At 68.2% G+C, this 14,510-nt stretch carries 19 protein-coding genes; 12 read left to right on the top strand and 7 right to left on the bottom strand.

Features of this window, described 5'->3' with window-relative positions:
* Window positions 1–188: 188 nt before the first annotated feature.
* Window positions 189–668, bottom strand: a complete 480-nt coding sequence (locus tag BKY59_RS14275; protein ID WP_076072740.1) for an SspB family protein — start codon at window positions 666–668, stop codon at window positions 189–191.
* 74 nt (window positions 669–742) lie between these two features.
* Between BKY59_RS14275 and hisB the strand changes: the two genes are divergently transcribed.
* The 8 genes from hisB (at window position 743) to BKY59_RS14235 (ending at window position 6,254) form a co-directional block, all read left to right on the top strand.
* Window positions 743–1,339, top strand: a complete 597-nt coding sequence (gene hisB, locus BKY59_RS14270; protein WP_076072739.1) for an imidazoleglycerol-phosphate dehydratase HisB — start codon at window positions 743–745, stop codon at window positions 1,337–1,339.
* 18 nt (window positions 1,340–1,357) lie between these two features.
* Entirely contained in the window at window positions 1,358–1,642 is a 285-nt protein-coding gene (locus BKY59_RS14265; protein WP_076072737.1) for a YciI family protein, read from the top strand.
* Complete coding sequence (gene hisH, locus BKY59_RS14260; protein WP_076072736.1) at window positions 1,639–2,250, top strand: imidazole glycerol phosphate synthase subunit HisH; 612 nt, start codon at window positions 1,639–1,641, stop codon at window positions 2,248–2,250. Before BKY59_RS14265 ends, hisH begins: the two co-directional genes overlap by 4 nt.
* The gene (gene hisA, locus BKY59_RS14255; RefSeq protein ID WP_076072734.1) at window positions 2,247–2,978 is read left to right on the top strand and encodes a 1-(5-phosphoribosyl)-5-[(5-phosphoribosylamino)methylideneamino]imidazole-4-carboxamide isomerase; all 732 of its coding nucleotides are present in this window, start codon (window positions 2,247–2,249) and stop codon (window positions 2,976–2,978) included. The genes hisH and hisA overlap by 4 nt, the downstream gene beginning before the upstream one ends.
* A gap of 133 nt (window positions 2,979–3,111) precedes the next feature.
* Complete coding sequence (hisF, locus tag BKY59_RS14250) at window positions 3,112–3,906, top strand: imidazole glycerol phosphate synthase subunit HisF (RefSeq protein WP_076072733.1); 795 nt, start codon at window positions 3,112–3,114, stop codon at window positions 3,904–3,906.
* On the top strand, window positions 3,903–4,223 hold the full coding sequence (locus BKY59_RS14245; RefSeq protein ID WP_076072732.1) for a phosphoribosyl-ATP diphosphatase: 321 nt from the start codon (window positions 3,903–3,905) through the stop codon (window positions 4,221–4,223). The genes hisF and BKY59_RS14245 overlap by 4 nt, the downstream gene beginning before the upstream one ends.
* Window positions 4,224–4,228: 5 nt before the next feature.
* Entirely contained in the window at window positions 4,229–4,606 is a 378-nt protein-coding gene (locus tag BKY59_RS14240) for a histidine triad nucleotide-binding protein (RefSeq protein ID WP_076072731.1), read from the top strand.
* A 115-nt stretch (window positions 4,607–4,721) separates the two neighbouring features.
* Window positions 4,722–6,254, top strand: coding sequence for an amino acid permease (locus tag BKY59_RS14235; RefSeq protein ID WP_076072730.1), 1,533 nt, complete (start codon window positions 4,722–4,724; stop codon window positions 6,252–6,254).
* 578 nt (window positions 6,255–6,832) lie between these two features.
* Here the strand turns inward: BKY59_RS14235 and BKY59_RS14230 are convergent.
* Window positions 6,833–7,831 carry an adenosine kinase gene (locus tag BKY59_RS14230; RefSeq protein ID WP_076072729.1) on the bottom strand — a complete coding sequence of 333 codons (999 nt, stop codon included), beginning with the start codon at window positions 7,829–7,831 and terminating at the stop codon, window positions 6,833–6,835.
* A 174-nt stretch (window positions 7,832–8,005) separates the two neighbouring features.
* Between BKY59_RS14230 and BKY59_RS14225 the strand changes: the two genes are divergently transcribed.
* The gene (locus tag BKY59_RS14225; protein ID WP_206362078.1) at window positions 8,006–8,845 is read left to right on the top strand and encodes a shikimate 5-dehydrogenase; all 840 of its coding nucleotides are present in this window, start codon (window positions 8,006–8,008) and stop codon (window positions 8,843–8,845) included.
* Here BKY59_RS14225 and BKY59_RS14220 read toward each other — a convergent pair.
* Both BKY59_RS14220 and BKY59_RS14215 read right to left on the bottom strand, forming a co-directional pair.
* The gene (locus BKY59_RS14220; RefSeq protein WP_076072728.1) at window positions 8,832–9,215 is read right to left on the bottom strand and encodes a hypothetical protein; all 384 of its coding nucleotides are present in this window, start codon (window positions 9,213–9,215) and stop codon (window positions 8,832–8,834) included. The two genes, BKY59_RS14225 and BKY59_RS14220, sit on opposite strands and share 14 nt — an antisense overlap.
* On the bottom strand, window positions 9,212–9,898 hold the full coding sequence (locus BKY59_RS14215; RefSeq protein ID WP_076072727.1) for an EI24 domain-containing protein: 687 nt from the start codon (window positions 9,896–9,898) through the stop codon (window positions 9,212–9,214). The genes BKY59_RS14220 and BKY59_RS14215 overlap by 4 nt, the downstream gene beginning before the upstream one ends.
* 191 nt (window positions 9,899–10,089) lie before the next feature.
* Between BKY59_RS14215 and BKY59_RS14210 the strand changes: the two genes are divergently transcribed.
* Window positions 10,090–10,413, top strand: coding sequence for a hypothetical protein (locus BKY59_RS14210; RefSeq protein WP_076072726.1), 324 nt, complete (start codon window positions 10,090–10,092; stop codon window positions 10,411–10,413).
* Window positions 10,414–10,577: 164 nt separating this feature from the next.
* Here the strand turns inward: BKY59_RS14210 and BKY59_RS14205 are convergent, their stop codons facing one another.
* From BKY59_RS14205 to BKY59_RS14195, 3 genes are all read right to left on the bottom strand, one after another.
* Window positions 10,578–11,750 (bottom strand): glutathionylspermidine synthase family protein, encoded by a 1,173-nt coding sequence (locus tag BKY59_RS14205; RefSeq protein ID WP_076072725.1) that lies wholly within the window; start codon window positions 11,748–11,750, stop codon window positions 10,578–10,580.
* Between the two features lie 176 nt (window positions 11,751–11,926).
* On the bottom strand, window positions 11,927–12,661 hold the full coding sequence (locus BKY59_RS14200) for a PspA/IM30 family protein (RefSeq protein ID WP_076072724.1): 735 nt from the start codon (window positions 12,659–12,661) through the stop codon (window positions 11,927–11,929).
* 15 nt (window positions 12,662–12,676) lie between these two features.
* The gene (locus BKY59_RS14195; RefSeq protein WP_076072723.1) at window positions 12,677–13,117 is read right to left on the bottom strand and encodes a YjfI family protein; all 441 of its coding nucleotides are present in this window, start codon (window positions 13,115–13,117) and stop codon (window positions 12,677–12,679) included.
* A gap of 304 nt (window positions 13,118–13,421) precedes the next feature.
* Between BKY59_RS14195 and BKY59_RS14190 the strand changes: the two genes are divergently transcribed.
* Window positions 13,422–14,060: a DUF2491 family protein gene (locus tag BKY59_RS14190; protein ID WP_076072722.1), complete on the top strand. Its 639-nt coding sequence runs from the start codon at window positions 13,422–13,424 to the stop codon at window positions 14,058–14,060.
* 23 nt (window positions 14,061–14,083) lie between these two features.
* Window positions 14,084–14,503 (top strand): DUF350 domain-containing protein, encoded by a 420-nt coding sequence (locus BKY59_RS14185; RefSeq protein WP_240500117.1) that lies wholly within the window; start codon window positions 14,084–14,086, stop codon window positions 14,501–14,503.
* The last annotated feature ends 7 nt before the right edge of the window (window positions 14,504–14,510 follow it).

Genomic DNA, 14,510 nt, shown 5'->3' with positions numbered 1-14,510 from the left:
TTGGCGGGTGGTAGCGGATAGGCGGGGAACCACGGGACCGGGTATTGTAGCGGTCGTCGGTCACCCGCGGCGTAGTGATAATGGATACTGACGTCCGTCAGGATGACGAGGGAGGGGCAGGACGGAATGGAGCGGGTATGACGCGCGGTTCGGGCGCTACTCTTCCGTCCACGTCTTCCCGTTCAAACCTACTTCTTTCGTGTGAAGTCCACCGAGACCACGTTGCTGCCGTCCTCGATCGGTTCGGCCACGGGCACGTCGTTGCCGGCGGGGGTCTGTTCGACGGCGTCGTCGTCGCCCTGCGCCTGGAACTGGAGCGCGAAGTTGACGGCGGGATCGACGAAGCCGGTGATCGCGGCGAACGGAATGACGAGGCGCGAGGGGATCTGGTTGAACGACAGCCCGACCTCGAACCCGTCGGAACGCACGATCAGGTCCCAGTAGCGGTTCTGGATGACGATCGTCATCTCGTCGGGAAACCTTTCGATCAGGTGGCGCGGGATGTCGACGCCGGCGGCGTGCGTCTTGAACGTGATGTAGAAATGATGATCGCCGGGCAGCCCGCCACCGCGTTCGACCTCGCCCAGCACGCGTCCGACCACGGCGCGCAGCGCCTCCTGGACGATCTCGTCATAGGGAATCAAACTGTCGGGCGCGGTCTCGGTCATGGCTCGCTTGGTGAACGCGGGGGGCGGCGGGGTCAAGCGTTGCGTGGGCGTAGCGCTACGCTATAGCGGGCGGCATGCGCACAGCCACCGTCCACCGCAAGACCAGCGAAACCGAAATCCGGGTCACCCTGAACCTCGACGGGACGGGGATCTACCATTGCCGCACCGGCATCGGGTTCCTCGACCATATGCTGGAACAGCTGTCGCGCCATTCGCTGATAGACATCGATGTCGCGGCGACGGGCGACCTGCATATCGACCAGCATCACACGACCGAGGACGCCGGCCTGGCGATCGGCGAGGCGCTGACCCGTGCGCTGGGCGACCGCAAGGGGATCCAGCGCTACGGCCATGCCTATGCCCCGATGGACGAGACGCTGAGCCGGGTCGCGATCGACATTTCCGGCCGGCCGTTCATGGTGTGGCGGGCGGCATTCTCGCAGGCCAAGCTCGGCGATTTCGACACCGAGCTGTTCGAGCATTTCTTCCATTCGCTGGCGCAGACGGCGGGCATCACCCTGCACGTCGAGACACTGTACGGGCGCAACAACCACCATATCGTCGAGAGCATCTTCAAGGCGGCGGCGCGCGCGCTGCGCTTCGCGGTGGAGGTGGACCCGCGCAAGGCCGATCAGGTGCCGAGCACCAAGGGTACGCTGGGCGGCATCTGACCGCTGGGAGACTTGTCGATGTTCGTGCTGACGCTGACCTATGTGGCGCCGCTTGACGCGGTGGACGCCGAGATGGACGCGCATGTCGCCTGGCTGAAGCAGGGCTTCGCCGCCGGGGTTTTCGTGGCGGCGGGGCGGCAGGTTCCGCGGGCCGGCGGCGTCATCCTGGCGCTTGGCGAACGCGCGCTGATCGAGCGGCTGGTCGAGACCGATCCGTTCGCGACCGCCGGGGTCGCGACCTATGCGATCACCGAGTTCCGCGCGACGATGGTCGGCGACGGCTATGCGGGGTTGCAGGCGTGACGCTGGCGCTGATCGACTATGGCGCAGGCAATTTGCGATCGGTGGAGAATGCGTTGCGCGCCGCTGGGTGCGACGACCTGGTCGTGACCGCCGATTCCGATGTGGTGGCGGCGGCGGACCGGATCGTGTTGCCGGGCGTCGGCGCGTTCGGCGCGTGCATCGGCGCGCTGCGGGCGATCGACGGGATGGAGCAGGCGATGGCGGCGGCGGTGCAAGATCGCGGCGTGCCGTTCCTGGGCGTGTGCGTGGGGATGCAGCTGCTCGCCACGCAGGGCGAGGAACATGGGGTCCATGCCGGGCTCGGCTGGATCCCGGGCAGCGTGTCGGCGATGGTGCCGAGTGCGGCGGCGCGGGTGCCGCACATGGGCTGGAACGATGTCGTGCCGGCGCGGCCGCACCCGATGCTGACCCCGGGCGAGGCGTATTTCCTGCACGGTTACCGGTTCGACGTGGACGACGCCGCCGACGTGCTCGCGACGACCGCGCATGGCGGGGCGGTGACGGCTGCCGTGGCGCGCGACACCGTGATCGGCGTGCAGTTCCATCCCGAAAAGAGCCAGTCCTACGGGCTGGCGTTCCTGTCGCGTTTTCTGGAGTGGCGGCCATGAGCATCATCATCTTTCCCGCGATCGACCTGAAGGGCGGGCAGGTCGTCCGGCTGGCCGAGGGCGATATGGACCGTGCCACCGTGTATGGCGACGATCCCGCGCAGCAGGCCGGGGCCTTTGCGGCAGCCGGGGCCGAATGGGTGCATGTCGTCGACCTGGACGGCGCGTTCGCGGGCAAGGCGGTGAATGCCGCCGCGGTCGAGGCGATCGTTGCCGCGTTTCCGGGCAAGGTGCAGCTGGGCGGCGGGATCCGCGATCGGGCGGCAATCGATCGCTGGCTGGCGCTGGGCGTGGAGCGCGTGGTGATCGGCACCGCGGCGTTGGAGGATCCCGAACTGGTGCGGGCGGCGGCGCGCGACTTGCCCGGCCGGATCGTGGTGGCGGTGGACGCGCGCGAGGGGATGGTCGCGACGCGCGGCTGGGCGGATCTGTCCGACGTGCCGGTGGCCGACATGGCCGAGCGGTTCCGCGATGCGGGGGTGGCGGCGCTGCTGTTCACCGATGTCGGCCGCGACGGCATGATGAAGGGATGCAACATCGAGGCGACCCGGACGCTGGCCGGCAAGACGCGGATCCCGGTGATCGCGAGCGGGGGCGTGACCGATATCGGCGACGTGCTGGCGCTCGCGCGGGTCGCATCGGAGGGGATCGAGGGGGTCATCACCGGCCGCGCCCTGTATGACGGGCGGCTGGACCTGGCCGAGGCCTTGCGGGTCGCGCGGGCGTGATGGATTCGCTCCGTACCTCCGCGCAGGCGGGGGTCCAGTTCCGCGTTCTGACCTGGACCCCCGCCTCCGCGGGGGTGCGGTTGGCGTTTGGGTCTTCTGCTCCCTCCCCCCACCGGGGGGAGGGCTTTACGTCATGACGGTCCGCACGCGGATCATTCCCTGTCTCGATGTCGCCAACGGGCGGGTGGTGAAGGGGGTCAATTTCGTCGATCTGGCCGATGCCGGCGATCCGGTGGCGCAGGCGCGGGTCTATGACGCGGCGGGTGCCGATGAACTGTGTTTTTTGGATATCGGGGCCACCCATGAGGGGCGGGGCACGATATTGGACGTCGTCGCGCGGACGGCTGCGGTGTGTTTCATGCCGCTGACCGTCGGCGGCGGGGTGCGCAGTGCGGCAGATGCGCGCGCGCTGCTGCTCGCCGGCGCGGACAAGGTCGCGGTGAACAGCGCCGCGGTGGAGCGCCCCGAACTGGTCGCGGAGATCGCCGACCGGTTCGGGGCGCAGTGCGTCGTCGGGTCGATCGACGCGCGGCGGTCGGGCGACGGGTGGGAGATCTTCACCCATGGCGGACGGCGCGGGACGGGGATCGACGCGGTGGCGCATGCGGTGCGGCTGGCCAAGCTGGGCGCGGGCGAGCTGCTCGTTACGTCGATGGACCGCGACGGGACGCGCGACGGATACGACCTGGCGCTGACCCGGACGATTGCCGACGCGGTCAACGTGCCGGTCATCGCCAGTGGCGGCGTGGGCACGCTCGACCATCTAGTCGACGGGGTGGTCGAGGGGCATGCGAGCGCCGTGCTGGCCGCATCGATCTTCCATTTCGGGCAGCATACGATCGCGGATGCGCGGGCGGCGCTGGCGGCGGCGGGGTTGCCGGTCCGGCGCTTGACGGACGCGACCGCGGCGGGGAGGGTGGACGCATGACCGAGACGCTCGCCCGCCTGGAAGCCACCATCGCCGCGCGCCGCGGGGGCGACCCGGACGCATCCTATGTCGCGCGGCTGTTTTCCAAGGGCACGCCCAAGATCGCGCAGAAGGTGGGCGAGGAGGCCGTCGAGACGGTGATCGCGGCGGTGGCGGGCGACCGGGCCGGCCTGGTCGGCGAGGCGGCGGACCTGCTGTTCCATCTTGCCGTGCTGCTGGCCGATGCGGATATCCCGATCGCCGCGGTTATGGCCGAGCTGGACCGGCGCGAGGGGCTGTCCGGTCTGGTCGAGAAAGCCGCCCGCACAGAGGACTGACCGCCATGCCGATCGACGCGACGTTGCCCTATGACGACGACAATATCTTCGCCCGCATCCTGCGCGGCGAGATCTCGGCCAAGCGCGTGTACGAGGATGCGCATGCGCTGGCGTTCCACGACATCGCGCCCCAGGCACCGGTGCATGTGCTGGTGATCCCCAAGGGGCGCTACGTGTCGTGGGACGATTTCGCCACGACCGCGGGGGATGCCGAGGTCGCCGGGTTCGTGCGGGCGGTGGCCACGGTCGCACGCGAACAGGGGCTGGTGGAGCCGGGATACCGGTTGCTGGCCAATGTCGGCGGGGACGGAGGGCAGGAGGTGCCGCACCTGCACGTCCACCTGTTCGGCGGTCGCCCGCTCGGCCGTATGGTGGCGGAATAGCTGGCCTCTGCGCGCCGTTGCTTAAGGTGTTGCGTGACGTGGAATAGCAGCTAGTCTTTCGCTTTTAAACCGGAGCGGATCAACCGCGCGTACCGGGAATGGGGGACTGGTCAGAATGATATTCGGGCGCGTGAAGTCGCTGGACGCCATCCTGGCGACGGCGGAGCGAAAATCGCTGCATCGATCGCTGGGGGCGTTGCAGCTGACGCTGCTGGGGGTCGGCGCGATCATCGGCACCGGCATCTTCGTGCTGACGTCGGAGGCCGCGCAAAAGGCGGGGCCGGGGATGATGATCAGTTTCATCATTGCGGGCGCGGTCTGTGCGGTGGCGGCGCTGTGCTATTCCGAACTGGCGTCGATGGTGCCGGTCTCGGGCTCCGCCTACACCTATACCTATGCGGCGATGGGTGAACTGCTCGCCTGGACGGTCGGTTGGGCGCTGGTGCTGGAATATGCGGTGGCGGCCAGCGCGGTCGCGGTCGGCTGGTCCGGCTATTTCGTCGGGCAGATGCGCGGCTGGTTCGGCATTGAAATGCCCTTGTCGCTGGTCGCCGGGCCTTATGCCGGGGGGATCATCAACCTGCCCGCGGTTGTCATCGCGCTGGCCATCACGGCCCTGCTGATCGTCGGCACCAGCGAAAGCGCGAAGGTGAACGCGGTGCTGGTCGGGATCAAGGTGACCGCGCTGACGCTGTTCATCGTGCTCGCGCTGCCGGTGATGCGGATGGAGAATTTCGAACCGTTCGCGCCGCAGGGCTGGATGGGGGCCGGCGGATCGGGCGTGATCGGTGCGGCCGCGTCGATCTTCTTCGCCTATGTCGGGTTCGACGCGGTATCGACCGCAGCGGAAGAGACCAAGAACCCGCAGCGCAACGTGCCGCTCGGCCTGCTCGGCAGCCTGGCGATCTGCACCATCTTCTACATGCTGGTCGCATCGGGCGCGATCGGATCGCCGTTGGGTGCGCAGCCGGTGCTGAACGCGGCCGGCCAGTGGCTGGCCCCGGGTTCGACCGAACTGGCCGCCCGCTGTGCGACGATCAGCGCCGCCGGCGTCGAACCGCTGGCCTGCTCCAAGGAAGCGCTGGCACATGTGCTGCGGGAAATCGGCTATCTGAAGGTCGGTAACCTGATCGGACTGGCGGCGTTCCTCGCGCTGCCGTCGGTCATCCTGGTCATGATCTTCGGTCAGACCCGGATGTTCTTCGTGATGTCGCGCGACGGGCTTCTGCCCGAGAAGCTGTCGACGATCCATCCGAAGTGGAAGACGCCGCACATCATCACGGCGATCACAGGGATCGGCGTGACGCTGGCCGCGGCGTTCCTGCCGGTCGGCAAGCTGGCCGATATCGCCAATGCGGGCACGCTGTTCGCGTTCCTGATGGTGGCGGTCGCGGTCCTGCGGCTGCGCAAGACGCATCCGAACGTGAAGCGTGCGTTCCGCGTACCGGCGGTGTGGCTGGTGGCGACGCTGACGATCCTGGGCTGCATCGGCCTGTTCCTCGCGCTGCCGGCCGATGCGCAGCTGGTGCTGCCGCTGTGGGGCGCGGTCGGGCTGCTGCTGTACTTCGCTTACGGGTACCGCAAGAGTCATGTCGCACGCGGGCTGGACGTGGTGCCGGATGCACCGAAGGCACCGGGCAAGTTCTGAGGGCGGGTCCGCTCGGCCGGTTCGCGCGGGGGGGCGCGGACCGGCGGATGGCCGGACGCTCTGGTTGCTTAGCCTTCATGGCCACGAGGCCGACGCCCTTCATGGTTCAAGGCGGAGGCGATTGACCAAGCGGCACGGACAGCCGGTCGGTTCAGCGCGGCATCGGGACGGCCGGGTGCGTGTCCGCTTCCATCCTGTCGATCGTCGGCGCGATCGTCCCAAGCGGCTGGCTTCATCGTAAAAGCTGGTTTGTACATCCAGAGAGCGGCGTCATGCGTCCGCAGGGCGTCGAGCCGGCTGCCCTCCACCGTTCGGTAGCCGAACAACGGTATCGCTTGGCAAGATCGTTCCGACGCGCACAGTCGTTGTGATAGTGGATCCCGGCCTCCGCCGGGATGACGGTGGGAAGCGTGACACCGCCGTGTTCGTCGTCATCCTGACGAGGGTCAGGATCCATTATCACTCCGTGTTTGGCCGGATGTTTCCATGCTCGCGCAGGACAGCGACAGCTACGGTTGCTTGACCGCCCGCCTTCATGGAGGGGGGCCTCTGCTCCCCCCTCCCAGTCCGTCAAAACCTCAGCCCAGGCGGGCGGCGACGAGGGTCTTGAGGTCGGTTTCGGGGCGGGCGCCGTAGTGGCCGATGACTTCGGCAGCGGCGACCGCGCCCATCGTCAGGCTGTCCGCGATCGAGCGGCCCTGCGCCTGGCCGGCGAGGAAGCCGGCGGCGAACAGGTCGCCCGCGCCGGTGGTGTCGACGATCCGGTCGATGGGCTCGGCCGCGACTTCGTGGCGGGTGGTGCCGCCCTCGACCGCGATTGCGCCGTCGGCACCGCGCGTGACGACAAGCAACGGCACGGACTTTGCGATCTTCGCCAGCGCGGCCTCGAAATCCTCGAGCGCGGCGAGCGCCAGCAGTTCCTCGTCATTGGCGAACAGGATGTCGATGTCGCCGGCCTCGACCAGCGCCACGAAATCGGCATGGTGGTTGAGGATGCAGAACACCGCCGACACGCCGAGCGCGACCTTGCGGCCGGCGGCGCGGGCGACGCGGATCGCCTCCTGCATCGCGGCGCGTGGTTCGGCCGGATCCCACAGATAGCCTTCCAGCAGCAGCACGGCTGCCGATTCGACGAGCGTGCGATCGACCGCGCTGGTCGGCAGGAACTGCGCCGCACCCAGGAAGGTGTTCATCGTGCGCTGGCCGTCTTCGCTGACGAGCACCAGGCAGCGGCCGGTGGGGACGGCGGGGTCGCTGGCGGGCACGTCGAACGCGATGCCCTGCGCGCGGATGTCGTGGACGAATACGGCGCCCAGCTGATCGTCGGCGACCTGGCCCACGAAGCCGCACGATGCGCCCAGCATGGCCGCACCGGCCAGCGTGTTGGCGGCCGATCCGCCGCTGACCTCACGCCCCGCGCCCATGCCGGCGTACAGGCTTTCGGCGCGCGGTGCGTCGATCAGCTGCATCGCACCCTTGGTCATGCCTTCCTGCGCAAGGAACGTGTCATCGGTGGCGGCAAGAACATCGACGATGGCGTTGCCGATCGCGAGGATATCGATCGTGGGGGCGGTCAAGGCGGTCTCCGATGGTCTGGATCAATCCGGTCCGCGCCTAGGCGGCGGGGACGGGGTTGTCGAGCGTTGCCGGCGGCGACCCGTCGGGGTCGGTCCGGCGGGCAGCTCATGCGCGTCTTGGCGGCGCGGATAGCGTATGAGGGGCGCCTCTCCCCAGAACCGAGGATCCCGTGCATGAAACCACCGATCGGCCGCGATACGATGATGTGCATGTCGCTGTCCGCGCGGCCCGGCAATTTCGGGTCGCGGTTCCATAACCATCTCTACGATGCGCTGGGGATCGACGCGGTCTACAAATCCTTTTCAACGACCGATCTTGCCGGCGCGATCGGCGGTATCCGGGCGCTGGGAATTCGCGGCTGTGCGGTGTCGATGCCGTTCAAGGAAGCGGTGATCGCGTTGCTGGACGATCTCGCCCCGTCGGCGCGGGCGATCGATTCGGTCAACACGATCGTCAACGACGCCGGCCGGCTGACCGGGCACAATACCGATTACGGGGCGGTCCGGACACTGGTGCAGCGAAGCGGTATCGCCGCCGATACGCCGTTCCTGCTGCGCGGCAGCGGCGGGATGGGCAAGGCCGTCGCCGCCGCCTTGCGCGATGCGGGGCAGACCCGGGGCACGATCGTCGCGCGCAATCCTGCGGCCGGGCAGGCGCTGGCCGGGCAATATGGCTTTGGCTGGGTCGCGGAACCGGCCGATGCGCCGGAGGCCGCGATGCTGGTGAACGTGACGCCGATCGGCATGCGGGGCGGCAACGAGGGCATGCTGGCGTTTCCGGACGCGATGATCGCGCAAGCCGTGCTGGTGTGCGATGCGGTGGCGGTGCCGGCCGAGACGCCGCTGTTGACCGCGGCCGCGCGGCACGGCGTCGCGCGGATCACCGGGGCGGAGATCGCGGTCCTGCAGGCGCTGGAACAGTTCGTGCTGTATACCGGTCGCACGCCGACGACGGCGCAGGTCGCTGCAGCGGCCGCCTTTGCGGCCGGGAACGAGACGGTCAGCGGCGGCTGAGCGCGGCGAGGCAGGAGGCGCGGTCGAAATCGCCCCCGGCCGGGGTGCGGGCGTCGACCCAGGTCACGACAGCCTTTCCATTGCCCTTCGCATAAAAATACGCGTCCAGCACGCAGGCGGGGCCAACGAACTGCAACCGCCGGCCGCGGTCCTCGCGCTGGTCCTGGTCGGGGGTGCCGAGCAGTGCGATGACGGCGTCGGCATCGCGCCCCATCACCCGTTCCAGTCCGGCCGGGTTGATGACGGTCGCACGCGGCCGTTCGGGCGCGGTACCAGGCGTTACCGGCACGGTGGCGCAGCCGGACAACAGCGCGAGCAGGGCGAGGGTTCCACCGGCACCATGGCGCGCGGGCCGGGTCTTCAGGATCATCGCCGTCTCCGGTGGTACAGATGGGTCGCCATCGCGGCCCCCAGGACGGGCGCCAGCAGGTTGACGACCGGAACCACGAACAGCACCGCCGCGACAAGCCCCATCGGCAGGCGAAGCCCGCGTGTCGCGGCCAGTTCGGGCTTTATCGCGGTGGACGGCAGGTGCCGCACCGCCACCATCTCCCACAGATCCCGACCCAGGGCGACGCCGTTGACCGCGACGACGAGGAGCAACGGCCCTATACCGGTGACCAGCAGGACGATGTAGAACGGTGCGGCGAGCAGATTGTAGCCGAGCAGGCGCAGTGCGGACCGCAACCCCATCGCCGCACCGCGCGCCCAGCCGGGCGCGCGCGCCGCCGTGGCCGCCGCCGGATAATGCCGCCGCTCGACCGCCGCGACGATCTCGTCGGAGAATGCGCCGGCAACGCCGATCGCGATGGCGGGAAACAGCAGCCAGACCGCGACGACCAGGATCAGCAGCGTGCCGACCGTGCCGAGATCGCGCGTGCAGAGTTCGTAGGTAGCGACTGCGATGCAGCTGTCGGTGCCGACGATCCAGCCGTGCAGGCCGTAGCCGACCCCCGCGAACAGTAGCAGCGTGAGGAACAACGACAGCCCGAGCACGCGCAGGATCGCCCGGTCGCCCAGCTGTCGGATCGAAAGGAGGAGGGCGGCGATCATCGCGGTGTAGGTGCCTTCGTGCGGGAAGCCGAATGGAGAAGCGACGCGTAGCACCGGCCGCCGCTCCGCTCTAGCGATGCGCGCGCGATTACGCTTGTCGGACGGCCGTGCGGTCGGTTTAACCGGATTGCGGCTTTCCGGCCCGGACAGGCGCGGGCGGGAGCAAGGCCGATCCTGCTATCGGAGGCTTCATGATCGTCGTCGCACTGCTTCTTTCCGCATTGGCGGGGCAACCGGCCGGTACCGACGATCGGTCGGCTTATGACCGGGCGTTCGAAGAGGGGTTCCGCGGTGCGTTTCGTCCGCACTTCATCGAAAGCTGCGTCGCCTCGGCAAAGCCTGCGGTCGCCGTCAAGGTCGACATGACGCCGATCTGTACCTGCATGGCGGACCGGATGCTGGCGACCAGGACGGTGGCGCAACTGAAGCAGCCGATCCCCGCCGACGAGCAGCAGGCACTGGCGCTGGACTGTATAAGGGCGCATCCGCCGCAGCCGGCCGCCGCCAGACCGTGAGCCGCAGCCCCGCCGCGATCCGATCGATCGAACGGCGGAATGCGTCGTTCCGGTCGGGGCCGGCCTGCGGTTCTTTCCGCCGCTCGCGTCCGAGCCGTATCCGTGCGCGGTCGCGGATGTGATGCCCGCCGCGACGGACGCGCAGACGTTGCCGAGCGGCTGGCCTAGGCCTCCGTCGGCTCGATATAGTGCGGCACGAAGCGGGCGAGGTTGCGGGTGACGGCGTGGTCGTCCTCGCGGATGCCGATGCCGGCGGGGCGGTCGCCGACGATCCAGGCGCCGATCACCGGGTAGCGGCCGTCGAACGCGGGGGGCATGTGTAGCGCCTGGCGGATATGGCCTTCGGCACCATAGCCTTCGTCCAGCGCGGTTTCGGCAACGCCGGCGCGGACCAGTTCGATATTCGCCCCTTCGCGCGAGAACAGCGGCTTGCGGACATAGTCTTCGCCCAGCGCCAGGGCGGCGGGGTCGTCGTCGAAATAAGCGGGCAGGAGGTTGGGGTGATCGGGGTGGCGTTCCCAAAGAAGTGGCAGGATGCCCTTGTTGGACAGGATCGCCTTCCACGCCGGTTCGATCCAGCGGACGCTCGCGCCGGCCAAGCTGGGGGCATAGGGTTCGCGGAGCATGTCTTCCCACGGATACAGCTTGAACGCGGCCTGGATCTCGTCGCCGGCGTCATCGACGAACTGACCGGTTTCGTTCAGGCCGATCGCGTTCATCGCGACGAACTTCGGTTCGATCCCGACCTGCGTCGCAAGATCCTCGAAGAAGCGGACCGTCTGACGATCCTCGACCGATTGCGGTTCGGCGGCGAAGTGGACGTAGCCGCCGGTCGGAAAGATCGCCTTGAACCGATCGCGCAATGCCTCGAACAGCGAGTTGAACTGATCGCTGCCCGCCGGGAGCGTGCCGGTGGCGAGCCGTTCCTCCAGCCAGAGCCACTGGAACGTGGCGCATTCGAACACCGCGGTCGGCGTGTCGGCGTTATATTCGTACAGCGTGGGCGGACCCGCGCCGTCATAGGCGAAGTCGAACCGACCATAGAGCGAGGGATCGCGGCGCGCCCAGCTGTCGCGCACGAACTGGCGATGCGCGCGCGGGATGGCGAGCCGGTCCATGAGCGTGTCATGGCGGCAAACCTCCTCGACCAGATCGAGGCAGAGACGGTGCAGCCCCTCGGCGGCGGGTTCCAGGACGTCGTCGATCTCGGCCAGCGTGAAGGCGTAGGCGGCGGTCTCGTCCCAATAGGGTGCGCCGTCGGTGGCGTGATAGACGAAGCCGATTGCGTCGGCCTTGGCCTGCCAGTCTGGACGGGGGGTGAGGGGGATGCGGCGCATGTTCGGTGTCCTTCACCTCATCTTCCGTTCGGTTCGAGCCTGTCGAGAACCTTCACCGCGGAAGGGGACGTTGTTCTCGACGAGCTCGAACCGAACGGCGGTCTGCGGGCGTGGGTGGGGCCGTTCTCGACAGGCTCGAACCGAACGGGGAGAGGTGGGGTCCGACCGGTGAGGGCCTACTCCGCCTTGTCCGTGTCGCGGGTCGCCTCCAGCCGCAGCGGTTCCGCCTTGGGTGCGGACAGCCGCGCCAGCACATCGTCGGCGGAGGACTGGCCCGGCGCGATGCCGGCGAGGCGGAGCTTCTCGTCGAGGTCCGCGCCGGTGCGCATGTCCTCCAGCTCGTTTGCGGCATTGATCCGTTCACCGCGGATCGCCTGGCGTTCGCGGATCCGGGCCAGGCTGTCGGCGGCGGAGCCGAGCGAGTTGCCCGCGCCCGAACCGCGCGCGGCGACGGAGGCCTGCGCCTTCTGGACGCTCTCGTTGACCTTCACCACCTCGACCTCGCGGCGGAGCTGTTCGATCTTGCGATCGGTCGCGGCGATGGTGGTGTGGATCTTGCCCTCGGCCTCCTTCATCGCCTCGAGCTGCGGGGTCTTGAGGGCGATGTCCTGTTCCAGGTCGGCGACGCGCTGCGCCACCTGGCGGGCGAGGTCCATATTGCCCTTGTCCATGGCCGCCTTGGCGGAGACGAGATATTTCTCGACCTGCGCGCGGAAGCTGGCGACTTCCTGTTCCAGTATGCGGCGGCGGGCGACGAGGCCGGCCATGTCGTCGCGGGCCTTGCCTTGCGCATTGTCCGCGTCGCGGATTTCCTGGTCCAGGATGCGCAGCGCGTTGGCATCGACGATCGCGCTCGACGCCTCATGTGCGCCGGCGCGGCCCAGGGTGAACAATTTGCTCCAGATGGCCATGGACGTGCTCCGGCTTCAGTTCGAGGAAGGGACGAAGGCTTCGCGCAACGGCCCGGCGGCCTCAATCGCGTTTTCGGCGAGCGTGCGAAGTTCGATGATGACGGTGTCGAGCGGGCTGCTGGTCGCAAGTTCGCCGAACAGTTCGTAATAGTCGCGGCCGTCGACCGCACCGATCCCGAAGTTCGACAGCGGCACGAGCTTCTGCGTCTTGAGCAGATATTCATTGAACGCCGCGCGCTCATGCTGTTCGTCGCAGGGCCAGAGCAGGACGGAGGCGGCGACCTGCGCGTCGGAGACGTTGACGAACAGTTCCAGGTCGCCGTGCTGGTGCATGGTGACGAGCAGCACGGGGTCGCTGCCTTCGATCAGGTGCACGCTGAATTCCCCGTCGGCCACGGGGGCGCTGCGGTCGAGTGCCGCCTTCAGCGAGCGGACGGTCCAGGCGGTGTCGGTCATGGGGCAGGCTCCGCGGTTTGGTCGCGCCGTACATAGGGGGTTGCGGGCAGCTGGGGTAGTGGGTCCGTGCGCGCGGTGTGCGACGAAGGCGCGCGGAACGCGGTCGTCATCGCGGCGTAGGCCGGGATCTCGCCTGGGCTGGGGGGTGGGCGCTTCATTAGAGGGAGATCCCGGCTTTCGCCGGGATGACGGTTTGTTGAGGGCGAGGGGCCTCGCCGCCCTGCGCACGACGCGGCCCGGCAAGGGCTTTGCTTCGTTCACGCCGCGTTCTATGCGTGACACCGGGCGCATTGGAGTCTCCTGCATGTTCGATCGTCTGTTCGGCCGCGCGAAGGCGGCGGAAAATGCGCTGCCGGTGATCCGCAACGTCACGCTGGGGCGGACGGTGATGCTCGATCCGCTGGCGTGGCGGCGGTTCGGCGACATGCTGAAATTTCCGTTCGACCGCGATACGTTGCAGATCGTGGCGCAGGGTCTGGTCGAGCTGACCGACGGCAGTTTCGTCCACCGTTTCTATACCGAGGACGACATCATGTTTCAGGCGGTGTCGACCGACCGGGCGGGGCAGGACGTCAGCGACGTGACGTTGTTCGCACCGTGGGACAGCGCCTATCCGGGGTCGGCGTCGGAACGCGCGCCCTGGATCAGGCGGCTGTCCGCGCCGGTGTTCACCGCGCCGGGACTGCCGGACTATCAGCGGTTCTGGTTCGGGCCGGATGCCCCGGTGCAGGATCCGGTGACGTTCTGGGAGGATATTCACGACGACCGCGACGGCGTGGTCGACCGGCGGATCTTCCAGAAATGCATGCTGTTCGCGCGCGACCTGGACGGTGCGGATGCCCGCGAATTGTTGCTGGCGATCGAACAGCAGAGCGAGGCCGGCGAGGTGTCGTTCGAGATCATGCTGGGCGTCGCGCTCGAACTGGGCGAGTTCAAGGCCTGAACCGGATCGAATCAAACGGGGGAATGACGATGTTCGAGAGCTATGGTTTCGGGGCGAGTGCGGCGGCGTTCCTGATTGCGTTCGCGGCGGCCGGGGTGCTGACGATCGCGTTCAAGCTGATCTACCAGGCGGCGACGCCGTATAACGAGCGCACGCTGATCCGCGAGGGCAATGTCGCGGCCGCACTCACGCTGGGCGGGGCGCTGATCGGCTATGTCCTGCCAGTCGCATCCGCGCTGGAACATACCGTCACGCTGCTGGAGTTCGCGGTCTGGGCACTGCTGGCCGGCGTGATCCAGATCGTGGCGGTGACGGTGGTGCGGATGATCGTGATGCGCGATTTCAGCGACCGCATCGTGCGCGGCGAAATGGCGGCCGCGGTCTATATGGCAAGCATCTCGATCAGCATCGGCGTGCTCAACGCCGCATGCATGACGGCCTGAGGAGGTA

Origin of the sequence: Sphingomonas montana (genome assembly GCF_001956315.1) — a bacterium.
GTDB classification, from domain to species: domain Bacteria; phylum Pseudomonadota; class Alphaproteobacteria; order Sphingomonadales; family Sphingomonadaceae; genus Sphingomonas_R; species Sphingomonas_R montana.
This window is presented reverse-complemented; position numbering and strand designations above follow the sequence as displayed.

What these genes read in the sequence shown, in the direction of transcription:
- BKY59_RS14275 (WP_076072740.1), bottom strand. Translation starts at nt 668, where the DNA reads ATGACCGAGACCGCGCCCGACAGTTTGATTCCCTATGACGAGATCGTC.
- hisB (WP_076072739.1), top strand. Translation starts at nt 743, where the DNA reads ATGCGCACAGCCACCGTCCACCGCAAGACCAGCGAAACCGAAATCCGG.
- BKY59_RS14265 (WP_076072737.1), top strand. Translation starts at nt 1,358, where the DNA reads ATGTTCGTGCTGACGCTGACCTATGTGGCGCCGCTTGACGCGGTGGAC.
- hisA (WP_076072734.1), top strand. Translation starts at nt 2,247, where the DNA reads ATGAGCATCATCATCTTTCCCGCGATCGACCTGAAGGGCGGGCAGGTC.
- hisF (WP_076072733.1), top strand. Translation starts at nt 3,112, where the DNA reads ATGACGGTCCGCACGCGGATCATTCCCTGTCTCGATGTCGCCAACGGG.
- BKY59_RS14245 (WP_076072732.1), top strand. Translation starts at nt 3,903, where the DNA reads ATGACCGAGACGCTCGCCCGCCTGGAAGCCACCATCGCCGCGCGCCGC.
- BKY59_RS14240 (WP_076072731.1), top strand. Translation starts at nt 4,229, where the DNA reads ATGCCGATCGACGCGACGTTGCCCTATGACGACGACAATATCTTCGCC.
- BKY59_RS14235 (WP_076072730.1), top strand. Translation starts at nt 4,722, where the DNA reads ATGATATTCGGGCGCGTGAAGTCGCTGGACGCCATCCTGGCGACGGCG.
- BKY59_RS14225 (WP_206362078.1), top strand. Translation starts at nt 8,006, where the DNA reads ATGAAACCACCGATCGGCCGCGATACGATGATGTGCATGTCGCTGTCC.
- BKY59_RS14220 (WP_076072728.1), bottom strand. Translation starts at nt 9,215, where the DNA reads ATGATCCTGAAGACCCGGCCCGCGCGCCATGGTGCCGGTGGAACCCTC.
- BKY59_RS14215 (WP_076072727.1), bottom strand. Translation starts at nt 9,898, where the DNA reads ATGATCGCCGCCCTCCTCCTTTCGATCCGACAGCTGGGCGACCGGGCG.
- BKY59_RS14210 (WP_076072726.1), top strand. Translation starts at nt 10,090, where the DNA reads ATGATCGTCGTCGCACTGCTTCTTTCCGCATTGGCGGGGCAACCGGCC.
- BKY59_RS14205 (WP_076072725.1), bottom strand. Translation starts at nt 11,750, where the DNA reads ATGCGCCGCATCCCCCTCACCCCCCGTCCAGACTGGCAGGCCAAGGCC.
- BKY59_RS14200 (WP_076072724.1), bottom strand. Translation starts at nt 12,661, where the DNA reads ATGGCCATCTGGAGCAAATTGTTCACCCTGGGCCGCGCCGGCGCACAT.
- BKY59_RS14195 (WP_076072723.1), bottom strand. Translation starts at nt 13,117, where the DNA reads ATGACCGACACCGCCTGGACCGTCCGCTCGCTGAAGGCGGCACTCGAC.
- BKY59_RS14190 (WP_076072722.1), top strand. Translation starts at nt 13,422, where the DNA reads ATGTTCGATCGTCTGTTCGGCCGCGCGAAGGCGGCGGAAAATGCGCTG.
- BKY59_RS14185 (WP_240500117.1), top strand. Translation starts at nt 14,084, where the DNA reads ATGACGATGTTCGAGAGCTATGGTTTCGGGGCGAGTGCGGCGGCGTTC.